Consider the following 19,144-nt stretch of genomic DNA (forward strand, 5'->3'; position numbering starts at 1 on the left):
CCGTCGTCTGGTCCGGGCCTAATTGGCCCATGGCGGACTGTAACGCACCTTCAGGGTGCGCACCGCCGGATCGGCCCGCAGCGCATCGACCAGCTGGCTGTCCACGCGCACGGCGACATCGCCGGCGACGTCGAGCATGCCGGCCACCGGACCCTGCCCGGTGCCCAGCAGCAGGTCCAGCCGCAGCGGCGTGCGGCCCGGACGGTGGCGGTCGAGCAGGGCGTTGACCCGGCTCCATACCGGCTCGCCCTGGCGCAGGTCGAGGCGCAGTGACAGGCGGGTGGCGTAATTGGCGCAGATCTCTTCGAAGTCCCAGACCTGGCGGATGCGCAGCGCGTAGCCGCCATTGAACTCGTCCTCGCGCAGGCCGCCCTTGACCACCAGGATGCGATCCTTGGTCATCAGGTGGCCGAACTCGGCCAGGCCGTCGGTGAACGCGCTGCATTCGACCCGCCCCTTGCCGTCCTCAAGCTGCATGAAGATCTGGCTTTCGCCCTTGCGCCGTACGCCCACCACCAGCCCGGCCAGGATCACCGGGGTTTCCTGGCGCCAGGCGCGCTTCTCGCCATCCTTGCTCGGGCGGGCGGGCGGGATGAGCTTCTCCAGCATGCCCAGGTCGGTCCCCACCAGCTCCTTGACGTCGTCGGCGTACGGGTCGAACGGGTGGCCGCTGAGATAGAAGCCCAGCGTTTCGCGTTCACCGTCCAGCAGCTGGCCCAGCGTCCATTCCTTGGCCTCGGGCAGGTCCAGCTGCAGCGCGGTGCTGACCGGGTCGGGGGCGCCGAACAGCGAGTTCTGGCCGGAGGCCTTCTCGCGCGACATCTGGTCGGTGGCCTTGAGCACTTCCGGCAGCTGCAGCATCAGCGAGGCGCGGTTCCTGCCCAGGCCGTCGAGCGCGCCGCAGTTGATCATCGCTTCGAGCGTGCGCCGGTTGAGCTTGCCCGATTCAATTCGCATGCAGAAATCCAACAGCGACCCGTAGCGGCCCTTGGCCAGGCGCTCATCGACCACGGCCTCGCAGGCACCCTGGCCCACGCCCTTGATGGCACCGAGGCCGTACTGGATGGTGTCGGCGCTGGAGGCTTCGAACATGTACGCCGAGTCGTTCACGCGCGGCGGCAGCACGGTCAGGCCGAGGTTGCGCACTTCGGCCAGGAAGCCGACCACCTTGTCGGTGTTGTCCATGTCCGAGGACAGCGTGGCCGCCATGAACTCGGCCGGGTAATGCCGCTTGAGCCACGCGGTCTGGTAGCTGACCAGCGCGTAGGCGGCGGCGTGCGACTTGTTGAAGCCGTAACCGGCGAACTTCTCCATCAAATCGAAGATCTCGTCGGCCTTGGGGCCGTCCACGCCGCCCTTGGCCGCACCTTCGCGGAAGATCTCGCGGTGCTTGGCCATTTCGGCCGGCACCTTCTTGCCCATCGCGCGGCGCAGCAGGTCGGCGCCGCCGAGCGAGTAACCGCCCACGATCTGCGCCATCTGCATGACCTGCTCCTGGTACACCATGATGCCGTAGGTGTCTTTCAGGATCGCTTCGGTACGCGGATCGGGGTAGATGATTTCTTCCTGCCCGTGCTTTCGCGCGTTGAAGGAGGGAATCAGGTCCATCGGGCCGGGGCGGTACAGCGACACCAGCGCGATGAGGTCTTCAAAGCGGTCGGGACGCGCGTCCTTCAGCAGGCGGCGCATGCCCGAGGATTCGAACTGGAACACCGCGCCGGTGTTGCCGTTGGCGAAGATGTCCTTGTAGGTGGGGGCGTCGTCGAGCGGCAGTGCGGTGATGTCCACCGGCGGGATGCCGGCACGGGCATGGCGCTTGTTGATCGCCTTGACCGCCCAATCGATGATCGTCAGCGTGCGCAGGCCGAGGAAGTCGAACTTCACCAGGCCGATTTCTTCGACGTCGTTCTTGTCGAACTGGGTAACCGGATTGCGGCCGCGTCCGCCTTCGTCGTGTTCGGCGAACAGCGGGCAGAACTCGGCCAGCGGCTCGGGCGCGATCACCACGCCACCGGCATGCTTGCCGGCGTTGCGGGTGAGATCCTCGAGCTGGCGCGCCAGGTCGATCAGGTCGCGCACGTCGTCTTCGTTCTGGTAGCGCTGGATCAGCTCCGGCGACGCCATTTCCGAATCCTTGCCTTCGCCCATCGCATCCTTGAGCGAGATGCCCAGGATGTTCGGGATCAACTTGGAGACCCCGTCGACCAGGCCGTACGGGAAGCCGAGCACGCGCCCGGAGTCGCGCACCACGGCCTTGGCGGCCATGGTGCCGTAGGTGATGATCTGGCTGACGCGTTCGCGGCCGTACTTGCGCGCGACGTAGTCGATGACTTCATCGCGGCGGTCCATGCAGAAGTCGATGTCGAAGTCGGGCATCGACACGCGTTCGGGGTTGAGGAACCGCTCGAACAGCAGGTTGTACGGAATGGGATCCAGATCGGTGATCTGCAGCGCCCACGCCACCAGCGAACCGGCACCGGAACCACGGCCGGGCCCGATCGGGATGCCCTGGTTCTTGCCCCACTGGATGAAGTCGGCCACGATCAGGAAGTAGCCGGGGAAGCCCATCTTGATGATGGTGGAGAGCTCGAATTCCAGGCGCTCGAAATAATCGGCGCGGGTCTTGCCTTCGGCCAGCGGATTCTTTTCGAGGCGCGCTTCCAGGCCCTTGCGCGATTCGCTGCAGATCCAGCTGTCCAGCGTTTCGTTTTCCGGCACCGGGTAGTTGGGCAGGAAGTAGGTGCCCAGCCGCATCTCGATGTTGCAGCGCTCGGCCAGCGCCAGCGTGTTGTCGATCGCATCGGGGATGTCGGCGAACAGCGCGCACATCTCTTCAGGCGATTTGAGGTACTGCTGGTCACTGTAGTCGCGCGGGCGCTTGGGATCATCGAGCACGCGGCCGGAGGAGATGCACACGCGCGCTTCGTGGGCGCTGAAATCGTCCGGGCGCAGGAACCGCACATCGTTGCTGGCCACGACCGGCAGGCCGCGCTGGCCGGCGGCAACGAGGGCAAACTGGTTGAAGGCTTCTTCGCCGTCGCGACCGGTACGGGTGAGTTCCAGGTGCAGGCCGTCGCCGAACACACGCTGCCAGTCGGCGAGCTGCTGTTCGGCCAGGTCATGACGGCCTTCGCCGGCCAGGCGTCCAGCCAGGCTGTCGCGGCCGGCGAGGGCAAACAGGTTGTGGCAACCGGCCTTGAGCCAGTCGGGGTGCACGGCCACGCCGCCTTCGGGGCGGTGGCCTTCCATCCAGGCGCGGGTCAGCAGGCGCGAGAGGCTGAGATAGCCTTCGCGGTCGCGACACAGCAGGGTCATGCGCCAGGGGGTCATGCCCTCTTCGGCGATCATGATGTCGGCACCGGCAATCGGCTTGATGCCGACGGTTTCGGCCGCCTTGTAGAACTTGACCAGGGCGAACAGGTTGTTCAGGTCGGTCACTGCCAATGCGGGCAGTTTCAGTTCGACGGCGCGGCTGAGCAGGTTGGCCTGCTTGGCTTTCTTCGGGTCAGCCTGATCCGGTTTCGCGGGGACACGGATGGTCGAATCCGCCAGCGAAAACTCGGTGTGGACGTGGAGATGTACGAAACGGGAAGTGGTCATGCCGGGCCAATGTAATGCCCGGTCAGGGTACCGGCGGGGGGCAGGCGGAACAAGGCTTGACAGGGTGCGGGGTGGGCGGCTGGGTTCAGGTTGTTTTTTACGGCGAAAGCAACGGCGGTGAAGCCGGGGCGTCGGCGCTGTCGGTGTAGGGGTGGCGGGTGCAGGGTCGCGGGACACGCCGTGAACCCGTCCATGGGGGCTCGTAGAAAACATCCATGTTTTCTACGGTCCCGCGCCCCTACCCCCGCCACCCCTTCGATAGAGGGCCGGTGCTCATGGAAAAGCGGAAAACCGCCATCCAACGCCAAAACCGCAGGTGACGTTCCATGCGCCAGATCTCACGCGGTGTGCCGTTGCTTTGTCCATGGCCAGCGGCCAACTGTCAAAGGCGGGTCGGGGCGGGTTTGCGGGGGTGTAGAAAACATGGGCCCGGCGCATGCGCCGGGCGGGTTGGGCAGGACGCCCAACCCAGGTCTTGCCGTGTACGCAGGATTGCGTACACGAGCAAGTTTTCTACGAGCCCCCATGGACGGGTTCACGGCGTCCCCCGCGAACCCGCACCGTCCCGCCAAACCAGAGAAACACGTGCCCACCGGCTGTTCGCCTGAATGCATGAAGCCGGGCAGAGCCCGGCGCTACGCGGTGGTGGCGACCAGACAATCGCGCACCGGCGCGAAGCTTCGGCGGTGCTGGGGGCAGGGGCCGTGGGTGCGCAGGGCGGCGAGGTGCGCTGGGGTGCCGTAGCCCTTGTGCTGGTTGAAGCCGTACTCGGGGTGCTGCGCGTGCAGGTCCAGCATGTAACGGTCTCGGCTGACCTTGGCCAGGATGGAGGCCGCCATGATCGCGCGGTCGAGCGCGTCGCCGCCGACCAGTGCCTGCGCCGGGCAGGGAAGGCCCTTCGGGACCACGTTGCCGTCGATGCGTGCGAACTGCGCCACGTGCGCTACGCCTTCCACCGCCCGGCGCATGCCGAGCATCGTCGCCTGGTAGATGTTGAGCGTATCGATCTCGCCCACGTCCACCATCACCACGTGGAAGGCCAGCGCACGCTGCTGGATCTTGTCGAACAGCTGGTCGCGGCGCAGCGCCGTGAGCTGCTTGGAATCGTCCAGCCCGTTCAGGCGGGGACGGTCCGGGCAGAACACCACCGCCGCCACCGCGACCGGACCGGCCAGCGGGCCGCGGCCGGCTTCGTCCACGCCCGCCACGTAGCGCGGCGCCACCGTGGCCAGCGCGGCCCCGTCGAACAGCGCCAGCGATGCCGCCGCGGCGTGCCTGCGGCTCATGCCGCTGCGTCGCGCTTGCGTGCCAGCAGCTCGGCCACCGCGTCGGCCGCGCGTGCCGAGGCGTCCTGGCGCAGCTGCAGGTGCAGCTTCTGGTAGGTGTCCTGCAGGTCCACCGCGCGCTGCGGGTGGTCGAACCACTGCAGGATCGCCGCCGCCAGCTTGTCCGGCACGCAGTCGTGCTGGATCAGCTCCGGCGCCAGGTCCTTGCCGGCCAGGATGTTGGGCAGCGCGAAGCGGTCGACCTTTATCAGCCCCAGCGCCTTGACGATGCGGTAGGTCAGCTCCGCCACGCGATAGCCGACCACCATCGGGCGCTTCACCAGCATGGTTTCCAGCGTGGCCGTGCCGGACGCCAGCACCACCACGTCCGCGGCGATCATCGCCGTACGCGCCTCGCCGTCGAGCAGGTGCGAGTGCGCCACCGGCAACGCCGAGCGTGACAGCTGCTCCTGGATCAGGCGCCGGCAGGCCGGGTTGGCCGCCGGCACCACCACATGCAGCCCGGGGATGCGCTCGGACACCTGCCAGGCCGCTTCGAAGAAGGCCCCGCCCAGCCTGCTGATCTCACCCAGCCGACTGCCCGGCAGCACCGCCAGCACCTTCGCGTTGGAGGGCAGCCCGAGCGCGGCGCGGGCCGCCTCGCGATCGTTGCTCAGCGGAATGTCGTCGGCCATCGGGTGCCCGACGAAGCGGGCGTCGATGCCGTGACGCGCGTAGATCGGCGGCTCCATCGGGAACAGGCACAGCACCAGGTCGGCGCTGGCGCCGATCTTCTCCGCGCGCTTCTCGCGCCAGGCCCAGACCGAAGGGCTGACGTAGTGCACGGTGGTGATGCCGCGTTCCTTCAGCCAGCGCTCCACGCCCAGGTTGAAGTCGGGTGCGTCGATGCCGATGAACACGTCCGGCTGCCACTCAAGCGCGCGCGTGCGGAACTCGCCGCGCAGTTTGAGCAGGCGCGGCAGGTGGCGCAGGATCTCGGTGAGCCCCATCACCGCCAGCTCGCTGGCGTCGAACCAGGTCAGGCAGCCGGCGTTGCGCATGGCATCGCCGCCGATGCCGGCGAACTCGGCGTTGGGGAAGCGCCGCTGCAGCTCGCGCACCAGTCCGGCACCGAGCAGATCGCCGGAGGCTTCGCCGGCGACCAGTGCGATCCGCAGCGGTCGCGTGGAGCCATTGGCATGGAGCGGCAACGCCGCCTGGGCGGTCGCCATCGCGCCGAGCGCCGCCGAAAGCGGAATGATCTCGGCGGTGGTGCCGGAGGGGAGCTGTCCGCCCGGGCCGGTCATCGCAGCAGCGGCCTCTCGGCGTGTTCGATGAAGTCCAGCATGTCCTTGACGTCGGGGCTGTGCGCGGCCTGCTCGGCGAGCTGGACCTTGGCCTCGGCCAGCGGCAGGCCGGCGACATACAGGGTGCGGTAGGCGCGCTTGATGCTGGCGATGCGCTCGGCATCGAAGCCGCGGCGCTTGAGCCCTTCGCTGTTGATGCCGCGCGGGCGGCCCAGCGAGTCGCTGCCGACCATGGTGAACGGCGGTACGTCACCGTTGGTCAGCGCGCCCATGCCGAGGAACGCATGCGCGCCGATCCGGCAGAACTGGTGCGCACCGGCGAAGCCGCTGATGATCACGTAGTCGCCCACCGTCACGTGGCCGGCCAGCGTGGTGTTGTTGGAGAACACGCAGTGGTTGCCGACGTGGCAATCATGGGCGACGTGGGTGTAGGCGAGCATCCAGTTGTCGTTGCCGACCGTGGTGATGCCACCGCCGCCGGCAGTGCCGCGGTTGATGGTGACAAACTCGCGGATCACGTTGTCGTCGCCGATCACCAGCTCGGTGCGCTCGGCGTTGTACTTCTTGTCCTGCGGTTCGCCGCCGATGGCGGCATGGCCGATGAAGCGGTTGTTGCGCCCGATCCGGGTGGGACCGTGGATGGAGCAGTGCGGGCCGATCTCGGTGCCTTCGCCGATCACCACGTCGGCACCGATCAGGCAGAACGCACCCACGCGGACGTCCGCCGCCAACGTCGCCGACGGGTCGATCACTGCGGTGGGGTGGATGAGCGGCGCGGTCATTCGCGGGTGCCGGCGCAGAGCACTTCGGCGCAGGCGACCACTTCGCCGTCGACCTTGGCCACGCAGTCGTACACCGCCATGTTGCGGATCACGCGCTTGATCTCGACGTGCATCTCAAGCACGTCGCCGGGCACGACCTGCTTGCTGAAGCGGGCCTTGTCGACCTTCACCATGTAGAACAGCTTGGACTGCGCATCGCGGCCCAGGGTGAGCTGGGTCAGCACGCCGCCGGCCTGGGCCATGGCTTCGATGATCAGCACGCCGGGCATGATCGGCTGGCTGGGGAAGTGGCCCTGGAAGAACGGTTCGTTGATGCTGACGTTCTTGGTGGCGATGATGGTGCGCTTCTCGTAGTCGATCGCGATCACCTTGTCGACCAGCAGGAACGGGTAGCGGTGCGGGATCAGCGCCTGGATCTGGGTGATGTCCGGCAGCTTCTGTTCGTGGCTCATTCCTTCTCCTTGCTTACAGACAGGATGCGACGGGCCAGGGCATCAAGCTGCTTGAAGCGCGCGGCGTTCTTGCGCCACGTGCGATTGTCGGTCAGTGGGGTGCCGGACGAATACTCGCCTGGCTCATGTATGGAGTTGCGCACCACGGATTTGCCGGTGATGACCACCTTGTCGCAGATCTCGAGGTGGCCAACGACGCCGACGGCGCCGCCGAGCAGGCAGTAACGGCCGATCTTGGCGCTGCCGGCGATGCCGGTGCAGCCGGCAATGGCCGAGTGGGCGCCGATCTGGACGTTGTGGGCGATCTGGACCAGGTTGTCCAGGCGCACGTCGTTGTCGAGCACGGTATCTTCGAGGGCACCACGGTCGACGCAGGTGTTGGCGCCAATCTCGCAGTCGTCGCCGATGCGCACGCCGCCGAGCTGGGGCACCTTGATCCAGCTGCCCGCGTCCATGGCCAGGCCGAAGCCATCGGCGCCGAGCACGGCGCCGGGGTGGATGCGCACGCGCTTGCCGAGCTTCACGCGGGTGACCAGGGTGACGCGGGCGATCAGTTCGCAGCCGCTGTCCAGGCTGCAATCCTCACCAATGATGCTGCCGGCGCCGATGATGCAGTTCTCGCCGACGACGCTGCGCGCGCCGATGGTGACGAACGGGCCAACATGGGCGCTGGCGGCGACCTGGGCCTCGGGATCGATGATGGCGCTCGGGTGGATGCCGGGCGGGCGGGTCGGCGCGATGTCGAACAGCGCGGCGATCTTGGCGAAGGTGGTATACGGATCCTTGGCGACCAGGGCGGTGCCCGGCGCGGCCTCGGCATCGTCGGCGCGCAGGACCACGATACCGGCCTGGCTGTCGGCCAGCTGGGCGCGGTAGCGCGGGTTGGCCAGGAAGGTCAGCTGGCCGGGGCCGGCATGGGCAAGCGTGGCCACGCCATGGATGGCGGTGCTGCCATCACCATGGACCTGCAGGCCAAACTGCTCGGCGAGTTGCTGGGCGGTATAGGTAGGAATGTTCACGCGGCGAGTTTACCGTGTGGCGTGACTTCGGTCATGTTGGGGGCGTTTCTGGGCGGTCAGGTTCGAACAGCGGCTCCCCGGTTGGCATACGGTCCGGCGGCGCCGGGCTCTGCCCGGCGGCTTCGGGCATTTGGGCGAACAGCCTTTTGGCTGCGGGGGTTGTCGTGCAGGGCCGGCGGGTGCGGGGGTACGGGACACGCCGTGAATACGTCCATGTAGGCTCGTAGAAAACTTGCACGTGTATGCAATCCTGCATACACGGCAAGGCCTGGGTTGGGCGTCCTGCCCAACCCGCCGGGCGCATGCGCCCGGCCCATGTTTTCTACGGTCCCGTACCCCCGCACCCGCCGACCCTCTGTCAGTCGGTCGGTGGCCATGGGAAGGTCTAGAGCGGTTTCAATCAATTCCACGCGTTAACGGGCGCGGGGTGGTCTCACGGCAGTCGTTTAGGAAACCGACCCCACCCTCGTCTCACAGGTCATCAATTATCGGGCTATCGGGCGATCGGGCGATCGGTCCTCGTGCCACCGTTCATCTGACCATCCCTCCTCCGGCCGTTGGGCTATCGGGGTATTTGGCCATCGCTTGCCGCTTCGCCGCTTCGCCTGAATGTTGGAATGTGGGGCCACCGTACCGGCGCTGCGGTCCCGTAGAGCGACGCCATGCGTCGCTGCTCTTCCCCACCGCATCACGCGATCTGTCAGGGGAGGCCGGCGGGTAGCCCCCGTAGGGACTGTCAAAAACATGGATGTTTTTGCCAAGCCTACACGGACGTACTTGCGGCGTGTCCCGGAGGGGGCTGCCCGCCGGCCTCCCCGGCTCGTAGCAACCGAAACGCTGCCGTTCGCCGTTCGCCGTTCGCAGTTCGCCGTTCGCCGTTCGCCATTACCAAACGCCACACACAAAAACGCCGGGCTGTGCCCGGCGTCTCTGCGTGCGTTCGGGGGCTTAGAACTGGCCGCCGAACGTGAACTGCAGGCGTTCGATTTCGTCGCCGTCTTCCTTCTTCAGCGGGAAGGCATAGCTGATCGAGATCGGGCCGACCGGGGCGCGCCACAGCAGGGCGACACCGGCCGACGCACGCAGCTCGTTGGCCTTGAAGTTGTCGATGCCGTTGTACACGTTGCCGACGTCGAAGAACGCCGAGACGCGTGCCGACGGGCTGTCGAACAGGCGCGGGAAGTAGGCCTCGACCGAACCCACGGTCTTCAGCGAACCACCCAGCGGCTGGCCACGGCTGTAGGAGTACGTCGGTTCCGAACGCGGGCCCAGCGTGTTGTCTTCGAAGCCGCGCACCGAGTTGGTGCCGCCGGCGTAGAAGTTCTCGAAGAACGGCAGGCCCGACGCGGTGACCACCCGGGTGGTGCCGTCCGGGTTGGTGATCACGCGCGACGTGTCGTTGCCGTACGAGTCGCCATAGCCGATTTCGGCGCGGGTGTTGATGACCAGCGACGGGATGATCGGCCAGTACTTCGAGACCTGGTAGTTGAGCTTGTAGTACTCGACGGTGGAGCCGGGCAGGGTGGTTTCCAAGCCCACGCGCTGGTACATGCCGCGGGTGGGCATGAAGTAGTCGTTACGCGTGTCGCGCGCCCAGCCCAGCTCGGTGCGCCAGGAATGGAAGGTGCGCTGGCCGATGGCGTCGATGTAATCGATGATCGACTGCGGCGTGGAACCGGCGTAGGTCGTGATCTGGTTGCTGTCGATGCCCACCATCAGCGAGACCGTGTCGTTCTCGGTGATCGGCACGCCGAATACCACCTGCGCCGCACCGTTGGTGCTGTTGTACTGCGCGGTGTTGAAGTCGGAGTAGTCCAGCTCCCGCCACGACAGGTTGTAACCCAGCGAAACGCCGTCGTCGGTGAAGTACGGGTTCGTGTACGAGAAGCCGTAACGCTGCAGGTAGCTGCTGCGCGACGCTTCCACGGACACGCGGTTGCCGCCGCCCAGGAAGTTGTTCTGCGACAGCTGCACCGACGTGGTCATGCCGTAGGACTGCGAATAGCCCAGGCCGAACACGAAGCTGCCCGACGTGGTTTCCTTCACGTTGTAGACCACGTCGACCTGGTCATTGCTGCCCGTGACCGGCGGGGTCTCGACGTCCACGGATTCGAAGTAACCCAGGCGCTGCAGGCGGATCTTGGAGCGGTCGATCGCGGCCTGCGAGTACCAGGTGTTCTCGAACTGGCGCATTTCACGACGCAGGACCTCGTCGGAGGTGCGCGTGTTGCCCTTGAAGATGATGCGGCGCACGCCCACGCGCGGGCCCGGCACGACCTGCATGTTGATCGCCACGGTGCGGTCGGCGCGGTTGCTGGTCGGGATCGGGTTCACCTTGGCGAACGCGTAGCCGATGTTGGACAGCGAGTTGGTGATGGTGTCCGAGCTGAATTCCAGCAGCGAGCGCGAGAAGATGTCGCCCGACTTCTGGAACACCATGCGTTCCACGTCCTCCTGCGGGAGGATGGTTTCGCCCGTGACCTTGATCTCGGAGATCTTGTACTGCTCACCCTCGGTCACGCCGGCGGTGATGAACATGTCGCGCTTGTCGGGACTGATCGAGACCTGGGTGGAGTCGATGCTGAAGTCCACGTAGCCGCGGTCCAGGTACCAGGCGTTGAGCTTTTCCAGGTCGCCGGACAGCTTTTCCTTGGAGTACTGGTCATCGCGGCGGTACCACGACGCCCAGTTGTGTTCCTTGGACTCCCAGGTTTCCAGGATGTCTTCAGACGGGTACTTCTCGGTACCCACCAGGTTCACGTGCTGGATCTTGGCGGCCTTGCCTTCCTTGATCGCGATGGTGATGTCCACGCGATTGCGGTCCAGCGGGCTCACGGTCGGGGTGATCTCGACGTTGTATTTGCCGCGGTCGTTGTACTGGCGGCGCAGTTCCTGCGTCACGCGGTCCAGGCTCAGGCGGTCGAAGGTGCCGCCCTCGGTCAGGCCGATGTCGCTCAGGCCCTTGAGCAGCTGGTCGCTCTTGATGTCCTTGTTGCCGGTCACGGTCAGCTTGTTGATCGCCGGACGCTCCTTGACCGTGACCACCAGGATGTCGCCCTGGCGGTCCAGCTGGACGTCTTCGAAGAAGCCCGTCTTGTACAAGGCGCGGATCGACTCGCCGACCTTGTTGTCGGTCAGCGTTTCGCCGCGTTCCACCGGCAGGTAGGTGAACACGGTACCGGAGGTGATGCGCTGCAGACCATCGACACGGATGTCGCTGACGGTGAAGGGCTCGGCTGCCTGGGCCAGGGCGGGCGCGCCGAAACCGGCGGCTAGTGCGAGGGCCAGCAGGCGGCGATTGGGGAGTCGCGTCATGTCACGTCCGGTTGGAGTCGAATGCAATGTTGCGGGATGCCGGCGCATAAGACGACGACAAAAGGGAAAAAGTTCATCGCTGGACCAGACCAAGGATGTCGTTGTAGAACGCCAGTCCCATCAGTCCAGCCAGCATTGCCAGGCCGATGTATTGGCCGGCCGCCATGGCACGCTCGCTCAGCGGGCTGCCCTTGACCAACTCAATAAGGTAATACAGCAGGTGCCCGCCGTCCAAGATGGGGATGGGCAACAGGTTGATGATGCACAGGCTCAGCGACATCACGGCCAGGAACCAGAGGAACCAGTCCAGGCCACGCTGGGCGGTCTGGTTGGCCACGCGGGCAATGGTGATCGGGCCGGAAACGTTCTGCAGTGAGGCGTTGCTGGTGACGATCCGGCGCATCATGCCCAGCGAATCGCTGGCGGCGCGCCCGGTCTCGCGCAGGGCCGCCGGCACTGCGGCGAAGGGGCCGTACTGGAGCGTGGTGTCGTAGGCCGGGGTGCTGGTCTCGGGGAAGCCGATGCCGATCTGCCAGGTGGGCTGGCCACGGCCGTCCTTGCCCTGGCGCGGGGTGAGTTCCAGCGCCAGGCGCTCTCCAGCGCGCTGAACCTCGATCATGCCGGGTCCGCCGCGCTGGCCCAGGGCCAACACGGCAGGGGACACCTGGTCGGCGCCGTCGATGCGCTGGCCATCCACCGCCAGCACCAGGTCGCCGGGCATCAGCACCCCCTGCGCGGCCGAGCCGGGCAGGACCTGCTCGACCAGCGCCGGTTGTACGCGGAACTGCCAGGTCAGGCCGACCAGCGAGGGCACCCAGCGCTCATCGAATCCAGCCGGCAGCTGCGACAGCGGCAGCACCCGGGTGCGCCGCTGGTCCTGGCCATCCAGCACCTCCACCTGCGCGTCCTGGCGGTCCATGGCGGCGGTGGTCAGGGCCATGCTGGCCTGGCCGGCGGTGGCCACGCTGCGCGCGTCCACGCTCAGCACGCGGTCGCCGGCCTGCAGGCCGGCGGCCTGCGCCATGCCGGTGGTGCGGCCGATGGTGGCCGAATAATCCTGCTTGCCGATCACGAACATCGCCCAGAGCAGGGCGACGCAGAGAATCAGGTTGGCGAGCGGGCCGGCGGCCACGATCGCGATGCGCTGCCAGACCGTCTTGTGATTGAAGGCCTGGCCGCGCTCGGCCGGGTGCACCTCGACCTCGCGTTCGTCCAGCATCTTCACGTAGCCGCCCAGCGGAATGGCGGCGATGGCGAATTCGGTGCCCGCGCGGTTGCGGCGCATGAACAGCGGGCGGCCGAAGCCGACCGAGAAGCGCAGCACCTTGACCCCGCAACGGCGCGCAACCCAGTAGTGGCCGAACTCATGGAAGGTCACCAGCACGCCAAGGCTGACGATCATCCACCAGACAGAGCCGATGAACTCACCCATGGTGGACGTCGCGGGAAGGGAGCGGAAGGGGCATTCAGGCGTGGTCGATGGCGGCTTGGGTGATCTGGCGGGCGTGCTGGTCGGCGGCCAGCAGGCCCTCCAGTGTATCGGCGGACGTGACCGACAGTGTTGAGAGAGCGTTAGCGACCAGCGTCGGAATGGCTAGGAAAGCGATCCGCCCCTGAAGAAACGCTGAAACGGCGATTTCGTTGGCGGCATTGAGGATGGCCGGGGCGGTACCGCCGGCGGCCATGGCCTGCCAGGCCAGGCCCAGACAGGGGAATGCCTCGATGTCGGGCGCCTCGAAATCCAGCCGGCCCTGGGCCAGCAGGTCCAGCCCGCCCACCCCGGATTCGATCCGCTGCGGCCAGCCCAGGCCCACCGCGAGGGTGGTGCGCATGTCCGGCAGCCCGAGCTGGGCCAGGGTGGACCCATCGACGAATTCGACCAGCGAATGCACCAGGCTCTGCGGATGCACCAGCACTTCGATGCGCTCGCCCGGCACGTTGAACAGGTGGTGGGCCTCGATGACCTCCAGCCCTTTGTTCATCAACGTCGCCGAATCGACCGAGATCTTCGGGCCCATCGACCACTTCGGGTGGGCAACGGCCTGCGCCGGGGTCACGTCGGCCAGCGCGGCGCGGCTGCGTCCGCGGAACGGGCCACCGGAGGCGGTCAGCAGGATGCGGCGCACACCGGCCTGGTCCAGGCTGGCGTCGCGCGAGCGCAGGCACTGGAAGATCGCGCTGTGCTCACTGTCGATCGGGATGATCTCGGCACCGGCGGCGGTGGCGCGCTGCATCAGCAGCTCGCCGGCCAGCACCAGCGATTCCTTGTTGGCCAGCAGGATGCGCTTGCCCGCGCTGGCGGCGGCCAGCGTGGAGGACAGCCCGGCGGCGCCGACGATGGCCGCGACCAGGGTGTCGCAGGCGTCGCTGGCGGCCAGCTGGTCCAGCGCGGCCGCGCCGGCGTGCGGCTGGGTGTCCAGGCCGGCCGCGCGCAGGCCGTCGCGCAGTTCGGCGTAGCGGCCCTCGTCGGCGATCACCGCATGCACCGGGCGGTGGGCGGCGCACAGCGCGACCAGCGCCTGCACCTGGGTGCCGGCGGCCAGTACGGTGGCGCGGTAGCGGTCCGGGTGGCGCGCGATCACGTCCAGCGCGGATGCGCCGATCGAGCCGGTGGCGCCGAAAACGGCGACCTGACGGGGGGCGGAGGCGGTGTCCATGCTCAGAACCCGAAGATTTCCTTGCCCAGCGCGAACACCGGCAGCGCGGCCAGCACGCCGTCGATGCGGTCCAGCACGCCGCCATGGCCCGGGATGATGTGCCCGGAGTCCTTGGCGCCGGCATGGCGCTTGATCAGGCTTTCGTAAAGGTCGCCCAGCACCGACGCGAACACGCTGACCACGGCCGTGATGACCAGGCCCACCACGTGGTCCGGCTGGATGCCGGCGATCCAGCCGAACACCAGGGCGACCAGCAGGCCCGCCAGCATGCCGCCGCCCAGGCCTTCCCAGGTCTTGTTGGGGCTGATGCGCGGCGCCAGCTTGGTGCGGCCGAAGGTGCGACCGGCGAAGTAGGCGCCCGAATCGGCGGCCCAGACCACGGCCAGTGCGGTCAGCAGCCACAGGTGGCCCTGGTCGCCGCTGGCGTGGATGAGCACCAGCGAGGCCCACGCCGGCACGATGGCCAGGGTGCCGGCCAGCAGTTTGAGCGAGCGCGCCGGGCTGCCCGGCTCCGCACCGAAGGTGAAGAAACGCAGCCACAGCAGGGCCAGCAGCCACCAGCCGATGCCGACCAGTGCGGCGATCTGGTACAGCACCAGCGTGCCGGCGTCGGCCCACACGATGAGCACCATCAGCACCAGGTTAAGCACCAGCAGCACGGTGCGGGCGAGGGTGTCTTCCACATCGGCCAGCTTCAGCCATTCCCATAGGCCGATCAGGAACACGGCGGCGGCGGCGGCAGCCAGCCACTGGGTCGGCAGCAGCAGGATGGCCGCGATGGCGACCGGCGCCATGATCAGCGCGGCGATGACTCGGGTTTTGGTCATGGGTTGGACGTCTCGGTGGCCAGGGCGGCGATCTGGGCGCTGGTCAGGCCGAAGCGGCGTTCACGCGCGGCGTAGGCGTCCAGCGCCTGCTGCAGGATGGCGGCGTCGAACTCGGGCCACAGCACATCGGTGAACCACAGTTCGGTGTAGGCAAGCTGCCAGAGCAGGAAGTTGCTGATGCGGGTATCGCCGCCCGTACGGATGAACAGGTCGGGCGCCGGCAGGTCGGCCAGGGCGACCCGGCTGCCCAGCATGGCCTCGTCGATCTGCTCGGGCAGCAGGCGGCCAGCGGCGACTTCAGCGGCCAGTTCGCGTGCGGCACGCGCGATGTCCTGGCGGCCACCGTAGCTGGCGGCAATGCTCAGGGTCATCGCCGTGTTGTCGGCGGTACGCTGCTCGGCCAGCTGCATGCGGCTGACCAGGCCAGCGCCGAAGCGCTCGCGTTCGCCGATGAACCGCACGCGCACGCCACGCCGGTGCAGCTCGTCCACTTCGCGGTCGAGGGCATTGAGGAAGAGCTTCATCAGCGCGTCGACTTCCTCGCTCGGCCGTCCCCAGTTTTCACTGGAAAACGCGAACAGGGTCAGCGCGGACACGCCGCGCTCGAGGCAGAAGTCGATGGTGCGGTTCACCGCGCGCGCGCCGGCACGATGGCCGATGACGCGCGGGCGGCGACGCTTCTGTGCCCAGCGGCCGTTGCCATCCATGATGATGGCAACGTGGCGCGGCACGGCGGCGGTGGAGCTGCTGGTCGGGGCCTGGGTCATGGGGCTCAGACCGACATCAGTTCCTTTTCCTTGTCGGCCACCACACTGTCGACGTCCTTGATGGACTTGTCGGTCAGCTTCTGGATGTCGTCCTCGCCACGCTTCTTGTCGTCTTCGCTGATCGACTTGTCCTTGATCAGCGCAGCGATGGCCTTGTTGGCATCCTGGCGGATGTTGCGGATGGCGATCTTCGCGCCTTCGCCTTCCTTCTGCACCTGCTTGCCCAGCTCCTTGCGGCGCTCTTCGGTCGGCGGCGGCAGGTTCAGGCGGATCACGGTGCCCATCACGTTCGGGGTCAGGCCAAGGTCGGAGGCGTAGATGGCCTTCTCGACTTCCTTGATCAGGCTCTTGTCGAACACGGAAATCACCAGCGAATGGCCTTCCGACACGGAGATCGAGGCGGCCTGGTTCAGCGGGGTGTCGGTGCCGTAGGCCTTGACGGTGATCCGGTCCAGCAGCGCCGGCGAGGCACGGCCGGTGCGGATGGAGGTGAGGGTGTGCTTCAGAGCATCGATGCTCTTTGCCATGCGCGTCTGCGCGTCCGTCTTGATATCGTTGAGCATCGCCCGAATCCTGGATGTCACTGGTAATCGGGCGATTATATCCCCTCTCAGGCGTTGTCGCGGCCCCGGACCAGGGTGCCGATGTTCTCGCCGTGCAGGATCTTCAGCAGTTCACCCGGCTGGCCCATGTCGAATACGCGCAGCGGCAGGTCGCTGTCGCGTGCCAGGGCGAAGGCGGCGGTGTCCATCACTTCCAGGCCGCGGCGGATCACTTCATCGTAGGTGAGGCTGTCGAAGCGGACCGCGTCGCTGTACTTGTTCGGGTCCTTGTCGTACACGCCGTCCACCTTGGTGGCCTTCAGCAGCAGGTCCGCGCCGATCTCGATGGCGCGCAGGGCCGCACCGGAATCGGTGGTGAAGAACGGGCTGCCGACGCCGGCGGCGAAGATCACCAAGCGGCCCTTTTCCAGGTGCCGGATGGCGCGGCGGCGGATGTAGTCCTCGCACACGTCGTTTATTTTGATGGCGCTCATCACGCGCGCCTTGGCGCCCAGCTTCTCCAGCGCGTCCTGCATGGCCAGCGCGTTGATCACGGTGGCGAGCATGCCCATCTGGTCGCCGGTGACGCGGTCCATGCCGCCTGCCGCCAGGCCGGCACCGCGGAAGATGTTGCCGCCGCCGATGACCAGGGCCACTTCGGCGCCGGCCTGCTGGGCCTCGATGACTTCACGGGCCAGGCGGTTGATGACCTTGGGGTCGATGCCATAGTCCTCGTCTCCCATCAGCGCCTCCCCGGAAACTTTCAGCAGGATGCGGCGATAGATGAGATTGGACATGGTGGCCTCTGGATACGTGGAAAACGCGGGAATTCTACTGGAAGCAGCGTCACCAGGTGCGGAAAACTTGCTGCACTGCGGCGCGGCCCCGTCGTGGCTTCCTGTGGCGCGTCGCTGACTCCGTTCAGGCCGGCGCGGTTTGCGGTGAACGCGCGATGACGCGGTTCCTTCCGAGGTTCTTGGAGCGGTAAAGCACATCGTCCGCCGCCTTCAGCAGGTCCTGAACATCGGCGAAACGCTCGTAACCGCCCTGGGTGGCCACGCCGGCGGAGAAGGTGACGAACAGGGGGCCGCCAGCCACCTCGGCCATGGGCGTATTGACGATGCTGGCCAGGACCCGGCGCACCACTTCCAGCGCCACCGGCTCGGTGGTGTTGGGCAGCAGGGCGATGAATTCCTCGCCGCCGAAGCGGGCCACGGTGTCGCTGTTGCGCAGGTGTTCCTGGAGCTTGGTTGCGAACACGCGCAGGACCTGGTCACCCATGAGGTGGCCATGGGCGTCGTTGATCTTCTTGAAGTCGTCCAGGTCGATGAAGGCCACCGACAGCGGCCAGCCATGCCGGGTGGCGCGCAGGAACTCCTCTTCCAGCACCGCTTCCAGCTGGCGGCGGTTGAGCACGCCGGTCAGGGCGTCGCGGTGGGCCTGCTCGGCCAGGCGGTTGGCGCGCGCTTCGAACTCGTCGGCGCGCTGGCGGGCCAGGGCGGCGTCCTGCATTTCGCGCAGGTTGCGCAGGGTCGCCAGCTCCTGGGCGTGTTCGATCAGCTGCTGCACCCGCGCCGGCGAAATCACGCTGGTCTCGAACAGGGCGCTGATCTCGGGCAGGGCTTCGCTGATGCGCGCCAGCACCTGGTCGAACTGGGCGCTGTCCAGCTGCAGCGTCTCGTTGACACGCTGCAGGGCATGTTCGCGCGCCGCGTCGGCGTCGGCGCTGAGCCAGATGTCGGCCACGGCACCAGACAGGGCGACGCAGGCCTGGAAGGTGTCTTCGGCGGTGGCGGGCGCTTCGCTGTGGGCGATGGCATCGACCAGGTAGCGCGGCAGGTCCCACTGTTCGGCCATCCAGGCGCCGACCTCGGCGTGGGTGCAGTCCAGGTGTTCGCGCTCCAGCGCCACCAGGGCGTCGTTGTCGCGGGCCTGGCGCAGCAGGGGCAGGTAGCGGTCCGGCTCGCTCTGGGCCAGCACCAGCACGCCCAGGTCCTGGAGCAGGCCGGCCAGCATCAGCTCTTCGGCCTTGCGCAGGCCACGGGCCTGGCCCAGCAGGCTGGCCGCCAGGGCGCTGAGGATGCTGCGGCGCCAGGCGCGCTCGCGCACGTCCTGGCCGTGGCCGGGCGCGGTCAGGTCCTGGGTGACGGTGAAGCCCAGGGCGAGGCTCACGGTGGCGTTGAGGCCGAGCATGGTCAGGGCCTGGCCGAGGTTCTCGATCCGGCGGCGGCTGGCGTAGAGCGGGGAATTGGCAATGCGCAGCATGCGCGCACTCAACGCCATGTCGATGGCGATGATGTCGGCGGCGGTGGTGATGTCCGTTTCCGGGTCCTGTGCCAGTTCGATGATGCGCAAGGCAATACCGGGCGGCGAGGGCAGGTTGCGGCAGAGCGCCAGGGCGGCTGTCAGCTCGGGAGGCATGGCGGGACTACTAAGGTGATGTGGCAAGAATACATGGAGTGCGTCACGGATTTGAGTGCCGGGGCTTGCGTTACTGGGCTGAAGTGGCAGCCGACTGGGTGTCCGGCGCGCCTTGCAGGGCAAAACCAGCGGACCCATCGGGTGGCGCGGGTCAATGGCGTCTTTGGTATCACATTCGCTGCCGGATGGG

The 19,144-nt window shown here is 67.2% G+C and carries 14 protein-coding genes; all 14 read right to left on the reverse strand.

Going from position 1 to position 19,144, the window contains the following annotated elements; translation table 11 throughout:
• Window positions 1–18: 18 nt before the first annotated feature.
• Window positions 19–3,600, reverse strand: coding sequence for a DNA polymerase III subunit alpha (gene dnaE, locus RT456_RS17320; protein WP_313348410.1), 3,582 nt, complete (start codon window positions 3,598–3,600; stop codon window positions 19–21).
• Window positions 3,601–4,235: 635 nt separating this feature from the next.
• Window positions 4,236–4,886 carry a ribonuclease HII gene (locus RT456_RS17325; protein WP_313348411.1) on the reverse strand — a complete coding sequence of 217 codons (651 nt, stop codon included), beginning with the start codon at window positions 4,884–4,886 and terminating at the stop codon, window positions 4,236–4,238.
• The gene (gene lpxB, locus RT456_RS17330) at window positions 4,883–6,097 is read right to left on the reverse strand and encodes a lipid-A-disaccharide synthase (protein ID WP_313348445.1); all 1,215 of its coding nucleotides are present in this window, start codon (window positions 6,095–6,097) and stop codon (window positions 4,883–4,885) included. The genes RT456_RS17325 and lpxB overlap by 4 nt, the downstream gene beginning before the upstream one ends.
• A gap of 71 nt (window positions 6,098–6,168) precedes the next feature.
• Entirely contained in the window at window positions 6,169–6,954 is a 786-nt protein-coding gene (gene lpxA / locus RT456_RS17335) for an acyl-ACP--UDP-N-acetylglucosamine O-acyltransferase (RefSeq protein WP_313348413.1), read from the reverse strand.
• Window positions 6,951–7,406 (reverse strand): 3-hydroxyacyl-ACP dehydratase FabZ, encoded by a 456-nt coding sequence (fabZ, locus tag RT456_RS17340; protein WP_313348415.1) that lies wholly within the window; start codon window positions 7,404–7,406, stop codon window positions 6,951–6,953. Before fabZ ends, lpxA begins: the two co-directional genes overlap by 4 nt.
• Window positions 7,403–8,425, reverse strand: coding sequence for a UDP-3-O-(3-hydroxymyristoyl)glucosamine N-acyltransferase (gene lpxD / locus RT456_RS17345; RefSeq protein ID WP_313348417.1), 1,023 nt, complete (start codon window positions 8,423–8,425; stop codon window positions 7,403–7,405). Before lpxD ends, fabZ begins: the two co-directional genes overlap by 4 nt.
• A gap of 948 nt (window positions 8,426–9,373) precedes the next feature.
• Window positions 9,374–11,740 (reverse strand): outer membrane protein assembly factor BamA, encoded by a 2,367-nt coding sequence (bamA, locus tag RT456_RS17350; protein WP_313348418.1) that lies wholly within the window; start codon window positions 11,738–11,740, stop codon window positions 9,374–9,376.
• A gap of 73 nt (window positions 11,741–11,813) precedes the next feature.
• Entirely contained in the window at window positions 11,814–13,172 is a 1,359-nt protein-coding gene (rseP, locus tag RT456_RS17355) for an RIP metalloprotease RseP (RefSeq protein ID WP_313348419.1), read from the reverse strand.
• A 34-nt stretch (window positions 13,173–13,206) separates the two neighbouring features.
• Window positions 13,207–14,397 carry a 1-deoxy-D-xylulose-5-phosphate reductoisomerase gene (locus RT456_RS17360; protein ID WP_313348421.1) on the reverse strand — a complete coding sequence of 397 codons (1,191 nt, stop codon included), beginning with the start codon at window positions 14,395–14,397 and terminating at the stop codon, window positions 13,207–13,209.
• 2 nt (window positions 14,398–14,399) lie between these two features.
• Window positions 14,400–15,224 carry a phosphatidate cytidylyltransferase gene (locus RT456_RS17365; RefSeq protein WP_313348423.1) on the reverse strand — a complete coding sequence of 275 codons (825 nt, stop codon included), beginning with the start codon at window positions 15,222–15,224 and terminating at the stop codon, window positions 14,400–14,402.
• Window positions 15,221–15,991, reverse strand: coding sequence for a polyprenyl diphosphate synthase (gene uppS, locus RT456_RS17370; RefSeq protein WP_313348425.1), 771 nt, complete (start codon window positions 15,989–15,991; stop codon window positions 15,221–15,223). The genes RT456_RS17365 and uppS overlap by 4 nt, the downstream gene beginning before the upstream one ends.
• A 5-nt stretch (window positions 15,992–15,996) precedes the next feature.
• Window positions 15,997–16,554, reverse strand: a complete 558-nt coding sequence (gene frr / locus RT456_RS17375) for a ribosome recycling factor (protein WP_313348427.1) — start codon at window positions 16,552–16,554, stop codon at window positions 15,997–15,999.
• Window positions 16,555–16,601: 47 nt separating this feature from the next.
• Entirely contained in the window at window positions 16,602–17,330 is a 729-nt protein-coding gene (gene pyrH / locus RT456_RS17380) for a UMP kinase (RefSeq protein ID WP_313348429.1), read from the reverse strand.
• Between the two features lie 124 nt (window positions 17,331–17,454).
• Entirely contained in the window at window positions 17,455–18,954 is a 1,500-nt protein-coding gene (locus tag RT456_RS17385; RefSeq protein ID WP_313348431.1) for an HDOD domain-containing protein, read from the reverse strand.
• Between the last annotated feature and the right edge of the window lie 190 nt (window positions 18,955–19,144).

Origin of the sequence: Stenotrophomonas sp. (genome assembly GCF_032099025.1) — a bacterium.
In the GTDB taxonomy this organism is placed as follows: Bacteria; Pseudomonadota; Gammaproteobacteria; order Xanthomonadales; family Xanthomonadaceae; genus Stenotrophomonas.